This window comes from Thioalkalivibrio sp. ALE21 (genome assembly GCF_003208255.1).
Lineage (GTDB): Bacteria > Pseudomonadota > Gammaproteobacteria > Ectothiorhodospirales > Ectothiorhodospiraceae > Thioalkalivibrio > Thioalkalivibrio halophilus.
On the sequence record NZ_QKMA01000012.1, the window covers coordinates 65,821 to 77,793 of the forward strand.

Genomic DNA, 11,973 nt, shown 5'->3' on the forward strand with positions numbered 1-11,973 from the left:
AGGGCGGAGTCCCGGGATACTAGGCGCCGCCGGCGGGTGCGTCAACGCGGGGCGGCCCGGCACCACCGGGCCGCCGGTCCCGCCTTCTCAGTCCTGCAGGACGCCGTTGGGTGCGTGGGCGTGCATCCAGTCGCGGACCATGTGCCCGTATTCATGGTCATCCTTGCGGATGTGATTCATCAGCCAGTCCCGCAGGGTCTCGCCGAGCTCGCTGGCTACGTCGTGGCCGTCGGCGAAATCCTGCTGATACTGACGGATCCGCTGGCTGAAAGCCTCGTGCGACTTACGATGCTGCTCCAGGTCGGGGTATTCCACGATCTCCAGCATCTCCTCCTCGAAGGCGAAGTGGGTCAGGGTGTAATCCACCACCTGATCGAGCACTTCGTGAACCTGCTCACGTGTCGCCTGGCCCTCGACGGCTTCGCACAGGCGGTTGATGTATTCGACGATGCGCTTGTGCTGGTTGTCGATGACCGGGATCCCCGTATCCAGATCGTCCGACCAGTGAACGTACGGCATGGCTCCATCTCCTGTGGTTTTATCGGTATCCCGTGCCCTCAGCGCGGCGGCCCTCCTCCGCCACACGGGAGAAACCGGGGCGTTCAGCGGCCGAAGAGCTTGCTGAACAGTCCCCGGTTGTGGGCCGTGTCGGCCCCGGTGTGCTGGCGCACGAGCTCGGCGTAATCGGCGTCGTCGTGCTTGATGTGATTGACCAGCCAGGTCTTGAGGACGGTGTGCAGTTCGCGGGCGATGTCCTCGCCGTTCTCGAACTGTTCCTTGAAGGTTTCCACCCGCCGGATGAACAGGCCGTGCACCCGCTGGTGAGCGCGCAGGAACGGGTAGCCGGCCTCCTCCATCATTTCTTCTTCGAAGGTGAAGTGCGACTGGGTGTAGTCGATCAACTGGTTGATGACGTCACCCACCTCGTCGCGATCGCTGTTCTCGATCGCGTGGTGGAGCTCGTTGATGTAGTCAACGATGCGCTTGTGCTGGTTGTCGATGACCTCGATCCCGGTGTCGAGATCGCTGGTCCATTCCATGTGTGCCATTCGTTGCTCCGGGCCACGGATTTGAGAGTGAGAATGTCGTGATGCAAGGATACGGGATGCGGACACCGTTGACAGTGATTCGGCTCATAATCATCGGGTGTTCGGGGTGTCGGGCGGCCGGGTCTGCGCGGCTACGCCGGATCCGTGTACCCTCGGGGCTTTGCGCAGGCCGTCCGCGGGAGAGGACATGACGCTGTTCTGGGTAACGCTGGTTCCGTTCGCACTGCTGTTCGTGCTCCTGGTTTTCCTGCGCCGGCCGGCGTACGAGGCCGCGCCGCTCGCGTGGCTGGCCACGCTGCTGATCGGGCTGTTCGTCTGGCAGCTGCCGGGCACGGTGGTGGCGACCAGTCTGGCCAACGCCGGGGTGGTTTTTCTGGAGGTGATGCTGATCATCACCGTGGCCCTGCTGATGCTGAACGTGCTGATCCGGACCGGGCATCTCGATACCATCCAGTGCGCGATCGCGCGGGTCTCGGACGACCGCCGGGTCCTGGCGATGCTGCTGGGCTGGGGCCTGGTCGGCTTTGTCGAGGGGATCGCCGGTTTCGGGACCCCGGCGGTGCTGGCCGCGCCGCTGCTGGTGTATTTCGGCCTGCCCCCGTTGAAGGCGGTGGCCATCGCCCTGATCGGCAATTCCACCGCGGTGCCGTTCGGGGCCGCGGGGACCCCGGTGGTGATCGGCTTTTCCGGGCTGGGGCTGAGCGAGGACACCATCGGGCAGGCGGTGTTCCAGACGGCGGCGATCCACGGGACCCTGGGGGTGTTCATCACGGTGTTCATTGCCTGGGTCGCGACCCTCGGCGAGGAGAAGGGCCGTTTTCGCGAGTTCATCCCGTTCGCGGTGTTCTCCGGTCTGGCCTTCGGGCTGCCGTATTTCCTGGTGGCCTGGCTGGTGGGGCCGGAACTGCCGGCGATCATCGGCGGGGTGACTGCCATGGCCCTGATTGCCTGGGCGGCGCACCGCGGCTGGCTGCTGCCGGTGCGCGGGGGGCGCGAGGCGGCCGAGCCGGTGGATAAGCGCGGGGTGCTGCGTGGCCTGGTTCCGTTTTTCGTGATGGCCGTGGCCCTGATCCTGTCGCGTACGGTGGGCCCCCTGCGCGAATGGCTGGCGGGAGTGGAGATCGGGTTTGCCGGGCTCCCGGGCGTCAGCCCGGATCAGACCCTGCAGCCGCTGTTTACCCCGTATTTCTATTTCCTGCTGGCCCTGATCACCGCGATGTTCCTGTTCCGCGTGGATCGCGCGACCCTGGGCGGGGCGGCCGTGGCGACCTGGCAGCGGGTACGCATCGCGGCGATCGTTCTGGTGTTCATCATCAGCCTGACCCAGCTGCTGCTGATCTCCGCGGACAACGGTGCCGGGCTGCCGTCCATGCCGCAGGTCCTGGGGCAGGGGCTGGCAGAACTGCTGGGCGGGGGCTTCGTGCTGTTCAGTGCCTTCGTCGGTGCCCTGGGCTCGTTCATGACCGGTAGTGCCACGGTCTCCAACCTGCTGTTCACCGGGCTGCAGGTGGATACCGCCGAGGCCCTGGCGCTGGCGCTCCCGTCGATCCTGGCCCTGCAGCTGATCGGCGCCGGCGTGGGCAACATGATTTCGCTGCAGAACATTGCGATGGCCGCCGGGGCGGCGGGGCTGGAAGCCCGCGAGGGGCAGGTGATCCGCGAGACGATCATCCCCGTGCTGGTGGTGTGTACCAGCGCCGGGCTGCTGATGCTGGTGTGGTGAGCCGCCCCCGGGACGGGGGCGGCGGGATGCGTGGACCGGTTCAGTACAGGAAGTCCGGGAGATGCTTGCGCAGGTCGGCGGGCTTCTCGACCTTGGTGACGTTCTTGGCGATCTCCGCGGTAACCGTCTGGGCCACCTGCCGGTCCAGGAGTTCGCGCAGGGCACCCAGGAAGGAGGGCGCGGCCACGATCACCAGATGCTGAAAACTGCCCGCGTGGTGAGCCTCGCGCAGGCGCTCGGCGAGCTGACGGGCGAAACGGTCGCGCTCCTGGGCTCCGGGATCGGTAGTGTCCTGCATCGCATGGCGGCCATCTCCGCTCGCGCTGCTCCAGCTGCGTCCGGGGCGGTCGGAGACCAGGTCCTGATTGTGGGCCCGGGATTCGCTGTGACTGAGGGCCTCGACATCCTGCATGTTGCTGCAGGCCCGGCCTTCACAACTCAGGATGCGCGCGCGGGCGGCATCGGCAACCACGATCCAGACGTTGTTCATGCATTTCCTCCCGTAGATTGACGTGGCGGGTGCCAGCGGCGGCCCGGGGCGCATCCCGGGCCCGCGGGTCGGCCCCACTCAGGAGTGTAGATGCCGGCACGGTCCTTCGGGTGGTGAGTTCGCCGCGTGTGTGATCCGGATCACTCGACCGAGGCCGGGGCCTGCGTCGGCGTACAGGCGGCCAGAGGGGCGGGCATGGCCAGGCCGTAGCCCTGGCCGTAGGGGATGCCCAGGGCGCGCAGGTGGTTGCCGATATGTTCGTTCTCGACATGTTCGGCGATGGTGGTCAGGCCGACGATGCCGCTGATGTCATGGATGGCGCGTACCATGGCGAGGTCGATGGGGTCGTGCTCGATGTCCTTGACGAAGCTGCCGTCCACCTTGAGAAAGTCCACCGGCAGGTTCTTCAGGTAGGCGAAGGAGGACAGGCCGCTGCCGAAATCGTCCAGCGCGAACAGGCAGCCTTCGCCACGCAGCTCCTGCATGAACCGGGCGGTGCGGGTCAGGTTGCCGACGGCGGCGGTTTCGGTGATCTCGAAGCACAGGCGGTGGCCGGGAATGCCGGCCGAGCGCACCCGTTCCAGCAGGAACTCGGGGAAGGCCTCGCTGTTGAGGGCGGTGCCGGAGATGTTGATCCCGATGACCGGCAGTTCGGCACCGCGGGCCTGGCAGTCCTGCATCCATTCCAGTGCGGTTTCCACCACCCAGCGATCCAGCTGGCACATCAGATCGTATCGCTCGGCCGCCGGGATGAAGGTCCCCGGGGGAACCGGGTTGCCGTGTTCGTCGCGCAGCCGGAGCAGGAGCTCCTGGTAGGCGGGTGGTCCGTCGCCCAGTGCGAGCACCGGCTGAGCCCAGAGTTCGAATTCCCCGCGTTCGATCGCCTGGGGGATGCGGCTGACCCAGTGCATCTCGCCTGCGCGATCGGCCAGATCGACATCCTGCGGGGTGTAGACGCGGACCTGATTGCGTCCCGAATCCTTGGCCGCGTAGCAGGCGGTGTCGGCGTGGCGCAGCAGCTGCTGGGTGGACTCCGATTCGCCGTCCACCGGCACGACGCCCAGGCTGGCCGACAGGGCAAAGACGTTGTCTTCCCAGAAGAAGCGCATGCCGGCGATCTCGCTGGCGATGCCCACGGCCATCTGGCTGCCCTGCTCGATGTCGCAGTCCTGCATCAGGATGCCGAATTCGTCGCCGCCCAGACGCGCGAGGTGGTCCTGCGGCCGCATGATGCTGCGCAGCATGCCCGCGATCTGGCGCAGCATCTCGTCGCCGGCCTGGTGGCCGCGGGTGTCGTTGATCAGCTTGAACTGGTCGAGATCGAGATAGCACAGCACATGCGGGCGTCCGTCGCGGCGGGCGCCGTGCAGGGCATCCTCGATCAGCCGCTCGAAACGTCGCCGGTTGATCAGGCCGGTCAGGTCGTCGTGCGAACTGTAGTAGGCCATGTGCTGCAGGGCGTCGCGGACTTCGGACACGTCGCGCAGGACGATGACGTGTCCGCGTGCGGTGCCGTCGGTGTCCTGCACCGGGGTGACGGTCAGCTGGACCGGCAGGCGGGTCCCGTCGGAGCGCCGGAGGACCTGCTCGTCGGCGCCGGCGCCGCGCTCGCTGGCCGGGGGGCCGGCCCCGGGGGGCAGCGGGTCCAGGGGGCGGCCAGTGTTTTCGTCTTCCAGCTGCAGCACCCGTTCGAGCGGCTGTTCGGTCAGTTCTTCGACCGGCTGGTGCAGCAGTCGGGCGGCCATCGGATTGGCGTAGTCGATCCGACCGGTGGTGTCCACGGTCAGCACGCCGTCGCCAATGGAGGCCAGGGTGGTCTGCGCGCGGCGCTGTTCACGCGCGTGGCGGGCACGCTGCTCTTCGATGATCGCCTGCTGATGCCGGCGTTCCAGGCGCATGCCCAGCCATTCGGCACACAGCCCGAGGAAGCCGCGGACCACCGGGTCGGGCGGGCGGCGGGTGCGGTGGCCGCGGCGACAGGCGGCCAGGACCACGGGCTCCGGGAGATCGATCGGCACTCGCACGAGGTCCACCCGTCCGGCCGCCGGCAGCTCCAGTTCCTGTCCGGGGACGCTCCGGGGAACCGGTTCTTCGACGCCGCGCGTGCACAGCGCGGTGGCCCGCTCCTCGATCAGACAGGCCGGGCGCTGCGGATCGCGCGCCCAGTGGGCCAGACGCTCGATGCCCGTGTCGCCTTGCCGGAACAGCGCGATCTCGTCACTGTCCAGCTCGCCGGCTGCGGCCTCCAGCAGACGGTGGAAGGCGCGGGCGTCGTCCTCCGCTTCCGGCTCGCGGGTCCCGGCCGTCACCGCCGCGAAGGCACGCAGCACGTGGGTGTGCGACGCGAGCACGCGGATGCGCGCGAGCATGATGCCGAACAGCAGCCCGACCGCCGACGGGATGACGAACAGCTGCGGCGGGAAGCCTTCGACCGCGTAGACGAAGCGCACCTGGACTACCGCCAGCACGGCGACGATCGCCACGGCCAGCGCCGTATAGCGCAGATAGATCGGCCAGGTGTCCCGCCAATCCGGATGCTTTTGCATGTTTTCCCCCTTCAGGAAACGCACACATGGATCAGCGTTTCCTTAACGGACCGCGTGGCTTTTTTGTGCTCTGGCGGCCCCTCCTTTGATCGCCGCATACGCTACACCGCCGGGCGCGGCGGGTACAGTCCGGCGGGTGCCGGATCGCAGGGCCGTCCGGGTGTGGGATACTGGCGGTATCAAGCGACCGCCGGGGGCGAGGATGACGACCGCGCTGACCTGGATCGGCGTGCTGCTGTGCCTGTCGCAGTCGGCGATCCTTTCGGGACTCAACCTGGGGCTGTTCGCCCGCAGCAAGCTGGAGCTCAAGGTGGAGGCCAGCAAGGGGGATGCGCGGGCGCAGCGGGTCCTGCACCTGCGCGAGGATTCCAACTTCGCGCTGGTGACCATCCTGTGGGGCAACGTGGGCGTCAACGTGCTGCTGGCGCTGCTCTCCGGCTCGGTGATGGGCGGCGTGGCGGCGTTCCTGTTCTCCACGGTGGTGATCACCATCTTCGCCGAGATCATCCCGCAGTCGTACTTTTCCCGCCACGCCCTGCGCGTGGCCTCGGTGCTGTACCCGGTACTGCGTTTCTATCAGTTCCTGATGTATCCGGTCGCGCGGCCTACGGCCTGGGTACTGGACCGCTGGCTGGGCGGGGAGGAGATCCGCTATTTCCCGGAACGCGACCTGCACCAGGTGCTGGATCTGCACATGCGTTCGGGCGAGAGCGAGATCGCGCGGGTGGAAGGGCGCGGGGCGCGGAACTTTCTCGAGCTGGATGACATCGCCGTGCGCCACGAGGGCGAGCCGGTGGATCCGGCCAGCATCCTGACTCTGGAGTTCGACGGGGACCGGCCGCGGTTTCCGCACATCGAACCGCGGGTGGACGACCCGTTCCTGCGCAGCATCAACCGGGCGGCCTGCTCCTGGGTCATCCTCACCGACTCGACCGGCGAGCCACGCCGGGTGCTGCGCGCTGCGGATTTCACCCGCGAGGCCCTGTTCGCGCCCGAGAGATTCGATCCGCTGCACCATTGCCTGCATCCGGTGGTGGTGCGCGACGGCAACCGGCGGCTGGGCGGATTGATCCCGCATTTCCGCGTGCGTCCGGCGCACGAGGGGGACACCGTGCTGGGCGAGGACGTGATCCTGCTGTGGGGAGAGCACCGGCGCATCCTCAGTGGCAGCGATATCCTCGGCCGGCTGCTGCGGGGCGTGGCGCGCGCTACGCCGGAGTGATCGCCCGGGAGGCGCGGGGCGGCCCGGTTCAGTCCTTGCCCGGGTCCTTCAGACGTTCGGCGAGGTCGGCGAAGGGGTTCCAGGTGGCGCCCCCGGACGCCGCAGCGCCGGTCCCCCCGGCGGACGGCCCCGCCGCGCGCGCCTCGCCATGGCGCTGGTGTTCGTTGTCGTGGCAGTACAGGCACAGCAGTTCCCAGTTGCTGCCATCCGGCGGGTTGTTATCGTGGTTGTGGTCGCGGTGGTGGACCGTGAGTTCGTGCACGTTGGCGCGGGTGAACTCGCGGCCGCAGCGTCCGCAGACCCAGGGGTACATGCCCAGGGCGCGCTCGCGGTAGCCGCGCTCGCGCTCCTGACGCTCGCGCTGGGTGCGCGCGACCAGTTCGTCCAGGCGCTTCGAATCGCTCATGCCCCGAGGATAGCTCAGTCGCGCGAGCGCGGGGGTGGTAGCAGGAATTCCGCCGGGTGGCGCCGCAGGTGGCGGCCGTAAGCGCGCAGCAGCCGCGCCGGGGAGCCGATGCGCACGCCGCGGGCGCGCAGCGCCACGTACAGTGCCAGGCCGAAGCTCACCCACAGGTTGATCGCGCCGATCAGCAGCACGAACGCCAGGAACAGCCCGAACGTGGTCAGGGCGAGTCCCTCGGTCACCGTGACGTAGCCCAGATTGGCCGACGCGAACGCCACGTGCTGGATATCCAGCGGCAGCCCGGTGAGATAACCGACATAGCCGGTCGCCCCCAGCAGGGCCCCGAACACCATGTTGCCGAGCACGGCGCCATAGTGGTAGCCGACCCAGTTCGCCAGGCCGTGGCGCGCCCGCTGCGGCAGCAGGCGCCGCAGCAGCGGGTGTTCGCGCAGGCGCCCGGGCAGGTCGAGATAGGCGCAGCGGTTGTCCAGCCAGCCGGCCACCAGCCCGGAGACGAACAGCCACACCCCGGCGATGGCCGCGAACAGCAGGGCGAGCCCGGCGAGCGGGCGCAGGCCGTCCAGCAGATAGTCGGCCTTCGTGCTGTCCAGCACCGGCTGTTCGAAGACCGACAGCGCGAACAGACCGATGAACAGGGCCATGGGCAGGGCCACACCTACGTTGCCGAGGATGGCGGCGAACTGCGAGCGTCCGACCCGGACCAGCAGATCGGCGAGTTTCGACGGGTCGGCGGTGCCGCGTTCGGTCTGTTCGATGGCCGCGGCCATGCGCGCCGCGGTCATCGCGGGCTGCTTGGTGGCCACCGTCAGGTGCAGCATGTGGATCAGCACGAAGCCCAGGCCGTAGTTGAGGCTGGACCAGAATGCGTACCAGCCCTCCGACAGTCCGAGGTGGCCGATCTGGATCTTGATCAGGGCCATCAGCGCGATGATCACGCCGGCCCCGGCGCCGGACCCGAGCATGCCGAAGTATTCCTGGCGTCCCCGGGTGATGTATTTCTCCCCGGTGTCGGAGACGTGCTGGGTCACGCTGCGCGAGACCTGGCGGATGTTGTCCTGCCAAAGGGCGCGCACGCCGTGGCGCCGGGCGCTGGTGGTCACCAGCTCGCGGAACAGGCCGACGCCGCTGGCCCGGGTGGTCGCGGCGTCTTCGGGCTCGAGCAGATCCAGCAGCTTGTGGATGCGCGCCAGCGTCTGGTTCAGCCGCTCCAGCAGGTGCGTCAGCGACAGGCTGTTGCCACGGCTGTGCGACAGCGTGCGCAGCTTCTCGATCTGCTCGGCGCACTGCTCCAGCAGGACCCGCGCATGGCGGTCGTCACGGCGCTCGCGGGTCGGGTCCTGCAGCCAGGCGCGGTACTCGCGCACGTAGGCCGCGATCTCGCGTTCCTGCGCCACGAAGGCCGAATTGCGCTCGGCGATCGACGGATCCAGACGCAGGAGTTCGGGTTCCAGCTCCTCTGCCGCGATCCAGATCGAGAGCATTTCCAGGGCGTAGAGGATCTCCTCGCGGGCCCGGTCGACGACTGCGGGATGCTCGCCGGAGAGGCAGCCCAGCGCGCTCAGCAGGCGCAGCCAGGCATCGTCCGGCAGGCGTGCCACCCAGACCGCGTCGTCCGGATCGTGGAATACGTGATAGAGCACGTCGCGCAGGTCTGCGCGGTCCATCGGCGACGGGTTGATGCGCTCGTACAGCAGGTCCGCGGCCTCGCGGAAGAACCCGCGCCGCGAGAACAGACCGGCCCCGGTATACAGGGTCAGGTGGCGCGCATCCTCCAGGCCACTTTCCAGCCGCTGGCGCAGCCGCTCGCGCAGGGCCGGCCGCTCCTGCAGGGCCGCCACCAGGGACTCCAGGCGCGCGATGACCGGAGCGACGTTCTGCGGATCCTTCGGGCGCAGCCATTCGACCAGGCGCCGGAGGATCTCCGCCAGGTCGATGTCGGGGTCGTTTTCGAGAGCGGTCAGCAGGTCTGCGGGGTCATCGGCTTGCGACATGGTATTCGGGCTGGGTTCCGGATGATGGCGCGAAGCTTATCATTCGTTCTCGGTGACCGCGTGCCCGCGGATTTGATCGGCGTCGCCCCGCAGTCCAGAATACGCCCCCTGCGGCCGGCCCCGGCGACCTTCCCGACGAAATCGATGATCAAGCTCCGTACCTACGTCTACATGGACTCCCTGCAGCCGCAGCTGGCGGCCTACATGGCGACCGTCTCGCAGGGATTCCCGCCGGTGCCGGGAGACTCCTGCCTGTGGGTGGAGGTCTCGCCGGGCATGGCCGTGCACCGCCTGACCGACATCGCGCTCAAGTCCACCCGCGTGCACCTGTCGCAACAGGTGGTGGAACGCGAATACGGCTCCATGGTGGTGCACCAGCGCGACGACTCCGACGTGCAGGAGGCCGGGCGCGTGCTGCTCTCGCGCATGGGGGCCGAGGTCTCCGACCGCCAGCAGTGCAACATCCCGTGGCAGGAGATCATCCGCGGGATGTCGCCCGACCACACGGTGCTGATCAACCGCCAGAACCGTCGCGGTTCGATGATCCTGCCGGAACAGAGCATGTTCATCCTCGAGGCCGAGCCGGCGGGCTACATCATCTATGCGGCGAACCAGGCCCTGAAGGCGGCGCACGTGACCCTGATCGACGTTAGTGCCGTGGGGGCCTTCGGCCGTCTGATCCTGGCCGGCAGCGAGGCCGACATCGACGAAGCCGCGCGCGCCGCCAGCGCCGCCCTGGAACGCCCTGCGGGAACCTGAGCGCCATGCATCGCGAACAGCTGCTGCATCTGCTGCAACGTCACCAGGCCCCGTTCATCGAGGAGGCGGGCTTTCGCCGCCGCGCGCTGGATTTCGTCCGTCGGCACCCCGACTGCTTCAACTGCGATCTGCTGCCGGCGCATGTCACCGGCTCCGCCTGGGTTCTCAGCCCCGACCGCGAGCGGGCGCTGATGTTGCTGCACGGCAAGCACAACCGCTGGTTCCAGCCCGGCGGCCATGCGGACGGTCAGGCCGACATCCTCCAGGTGGCCCTGCGCGAGGTGCACGAGGAGACCGGGCTGGCGCGCGAGCACATCCGTCTGGTCGCCGAAGACGTCTTCGATCTGGATATCCACACCATCCCCGCCAGCCCCGAGTTTCCGCAGCACGATCACATCGACGTGCGCTTTCTGGTGGAGATCGACGACCGCCTGGAGATCCCCGGCAGCCACGAATCGCACGCCGTGCTGTGGGTCCCGCTGCAGCATGTCTCGCGCTACAACAACAATCGTTCCTGCTGGCGCATGGTGGAAAAGAGCCGGCGCCTGCGCACCGCCGAGCATGTCGACGACCCGGTGCCGGCCCACCGGGTACCGGGTCCGGGCACCCGCCCGGGGTACTGATTCGCGGTCAGGGTTGCCCCGATGCCTGTGGGAGCCTGCTTGCAGGTGAACAGGGCCGGGCCGGCGCCGCATGATCAGAACCGCCGGGCACCATGCCCGGGCAGGGGCACCGCCTCCACGTGCACGCGCACGTTGCGCAGCTCCAGCGGCCCGTCGGAATCCACCCGGCGGGTCTCGCCCCGGCGCCAGCCGGAGCGCCACGGCAGGCGGGCCGCGCCGTACTCGTTGCGGCCACGGGACGGCAGATCCAGCAGCAGCAGACCTTCGCGGTAGGCGACTTTCATCTCCCCCGAACGTCGTTCGCTGTGGACCTCCACCGTGCGTGTCTCGCCATCCGCCAGGGTGAAGGCCAGCGGGGCATAGCGCCGTTCGCGGCCGCCGATGCGCATCCGCCCGCGCTCCAGGCTTACGCGGATCAGGTCACCGAAGTGCCCCTCCTCGCCGCGGTGGATGCGGTCGATGCGCGCCTGGCGTTCCGCCCGCTCGCGCGCCTCGATCTTCTGCTGCTCGCGCCGGGTCTGTTCGCGCTCCTTCTGCACCGACTCCCAGGCGCGCATCGCCTCCTGGCGCTCGGATTCGCTCATCTGCTCCCAGTGCTCCTCCGGCACGCCGTAGATGCGCGGGGCACAGGCGGCCAGCATCAGGGCCAGGCCCAGCACGGCGGATATCAGGGCGAAGCGGGCAACGGATCGGGTCATGGTCATGGCGGCAATCCCTGTCGGATGGAACATGATGGCCGCCGGGGCGGCCCTGTCAGTCTATCGTGCCGGGGCTGCCTGAGTGGCGGCTGAACGGCCATGCCCGTGCTTGACCGCTGCCGCGGGGTCTTGAGCTGGCGCTGCGGAGTCCGGGGCTTTCGGCTGCCGCCGGGGGGTGCGCTCTCTCGCGAGCGCACCGCGAGGTCCTTTCTTGCTTGCCCAAGAAAGGACCCAAAGAAGGGCACCCGGAGCTCGCCCGGGAACCTTGCTCCGGGCACCTCGCGCCGGCGGCGCCGAACTCGCGAAGCTACGCTTCGCTCAGACATCCGGCGCCTTGTTTCCGGCGCGAGGCACCCTCCGCAAGGGGCTCGCAACGGGAGGGGGTAAACCGGAGGCGCTCCGGCCATTGGTGCCCCGGTCCCGGCCCGGCTGATCGTGGGGCGCCCGA

The 11,973-nt window shown here is 68.5% G+C and carries 11 protein-coding genes; 4 read left to right on the plus strand and 7 right to left on the minus strand.

Going from position 1 to position 11,973, the window contains the following annotated elements:
- Nucleotides 1-87: 87 nt before the first annotated feature.
- Nucleotides 88-519: a bacteriohemerythrin gene (locus tag D893_RS10310; protein WP_018946432.1), complete on the minus strand. Its 432-nt coding sequence runs from the start codon at nt 517-519 to the stop codon at nt 88-90.
- 83 nt (nt 520-602) lie between these two features.
- Nucleotides 603-1,049, minus strand: coding sequence for a bacteriohemerythrin (locus tag D893_RS10315; RefSeq protein WP_018870045.1), 447 nt, complete (start codon nt 1,047-1,049; stop codon nt 603-605).
- 187 nt (nt 1,050-1,236) lie between these two features.
- Between D893_RS10315 and D893_RS10320 the strand changes: the two genes are divergently transcribed.
- Nucleotides 1,237-2,772 carry an L-lactate permease gene (locus tag D893_RS10320; RefSeq protein WP_110619737.1) on the plus strand — a complete coding sequence of 512 codons (1,536 nt, stop codon included), beginning with the start codon at nt 1,237-1,239 and terminating at the stop codon, nt 2,770-2,772.
- 40 nt (nt 2,773-2,812) lie between these two features.
- Here D893_RS10320 and D893_RS10325 read toward each other — a convergent pair whose 3' ends face one another.
- Nucleotides 2,813-3,262, minus strand: a complete 450-nt coding sequence (locus D893_RS10325) for a host attachment protein (protein WP_110619738.1) — start codon at nt 3,260-3,262, stop codon at nt 2,813-2,815.
- 140 nt (nt 3,263-3,402) lie between these two features.
- Entirely contained in the window at nt 3,403-5,808 is a 2,406-nt protein-coding gene (locus D893_RS10330; RefSeq protein ID WP_246863911.1) for an EAL domain-containing protein, read from the minus strand.
- Between the two features lie 202 nt (nt 5,809-6,010).
- Between D893_RS10330 and D893_RS10335 the strand changes: the two genes are divergently transcribed.
- On the plus strand, nt 6,011-7,030 hold the full coding sequence (locus D893_RS10335; protein WP_018946428.1) for a DUF21 domain-containing protein: 1,020 nt from the start codon (nt 6,011-6,013) through the stop codon (nt 7,028-7,030).
- Between the two features lie 28 nt (nt 7,031-7,058).
- Here D893_RS10335 and D893_RS10340 read toward each other — a convergent pair whose 3' ends face one another.
- Together D893_RS10340 and D893_RS10345 are read right to left on the minus strand one after the other, a co-directional pair.
- Nucleotides 7,059-7,436, minus strand: coding sequence for a YajD family HNH nuclease (locus D893_RS10340; RefSeq protein WP_018946427.1), 378 nt, complete (start codon nt 7,434-7,436; stop codon nt 7,059-7,061).
- 14 nt (nt 7,437-7,450) lie between these two features.
- The gene (locus D893_RS10345) at nt 7,451-9,445 is read right to left on the minus strand and encodes a site-specific recombinase (RefSeq protein WP_110619740.1); all 1,995 of its coding nucleotides are present in this window, start codon (nt 9,443-9,445) and stop codon (nt 7,451-7,453) included.
- 144 nt (nt 9,446-9,589) lie between these two features.
- On the opposite strand from D893_RS10345, the gene D893_RS10350 reads away from it, so the two are divergent.
- Together D893_RS10350 and D893_RS10355 are read left to right on the plus strand one after the other, a co-directional pair.
- Nucleotides 9,590-10,204: a BMC domain-containing protein gene (locus D893_RS10350; RefSeq protein WP_018870039.1), complete on the plus strand. Its 615-nt coding sequence runs from the start codon at nt 9,590-9,592 to the stop codon at nt 10,202-10,204.
- A 5-nt stretch (nt 10,205-10,209) separates the two neighbouring features.
- The gene (locus tag D893_RS10355; protein ID WP_110619741.1) at nt 10,210-10,827 is read left to right on the plus strand and encodes an NUDIX hydrolase; all 618 of its coding nucleotides are present in this window, start codon (nt 10,210-10,212) and stop codon (nt 10,825-10,827) included.
- Between the two features lie 74 nt (nt 10,828-10,901).
- Here the strand turns inward: D893_RS10355 and D893_RS10360 are convergent, their stop codons facing one another.
- Nucleotides 10,902-11,531: an Hsp20/alpha crystallin family protein gene (locus D893_RS10360; RefSeq protein ID WP_110619742.1), complete on the minus strand. Its 630-nt coding sequence runs from the start codon at nt 11,529-11,531 to the stop codon at nt 10,902-10,904.
- Between the last annotated feature and the right edge of the window lie 442 nt (nt 11,532-11,973).

Coding starts and splice junctions, on each gene's coding strand:
- D893_RS10310 (WP_018946432.1), bottom strand. CDS start 519: ATGCCGTACGTTCACTGGTCGGACGATCTGGATACGGGGATCCCGGTC.
- D893_RS10315 (WP_018870045.1), bottom strand. CDS start 1,049: ATGGCACACATGGAATGGACCAGCGATCTCGACACCGGGATCGAGGTC.
- D893_RS10320 (WP_110619737.1), top strand. CDS start 1,237: ATGACGCTGTTCTGGGTAACGCTGGTTCCGTTCGCACTGCTGTTCGTG.
- D893_RS10325 (WP_110619738.1), bottom strand. CDS start 3,262: ATGAACAACGTCTGGATCGTGGTTGCCGATGCCGCCCGCGCGCGCATC.
- D893_RS10330 (WP_246863911.1), bottom strand. CDS start 5,808: ATGCAAAAGCATCCGGATTGGCGGGACACCTGGCCGATCTATCTGCGC.
- D893_RS10335 (WP_018946428.1), top strand. CDS start 6,011: ATGACGACCGCGCTGACCTGGATCGGCGTGCTGCTGTGCCTGTCGCAG.
- D893_RS10340 (WP_018946427.1), bottom strand. CDS start 7,436: ATGAGCGATTCGAAGCGCCTGGACGAACTGGTCGCGCGCACCCAGCGC.
- D893_RS10345 (WP_110619740.1), bottom strand. CDS start 9,445: ATGTCGCAAGCCGATGACCCCGCAGACCTGCTGACCGCTCTCGAAAAC.
- D893_RS10350 (WP_018870039.1), top strand. CDS start 9,590: ATGATCAAGCTCCGTACCTACGTCTACATGGACTCCCTGCAGCCGCAG.
- D893_RS10355 (WP_110619741.1), top strand. CDS start 10,210: ATGCATCGCGAACAGCTGCTGCATCTGCTGCAACGTCACCAGGCCCCG.
- D893_RS10360 (WP_110619742.1), bottom strand. CDS start 11,531: ATGACCATGACCCGATCCGTTGCCCGCTTCGCCCTGATATCCGCCGTG.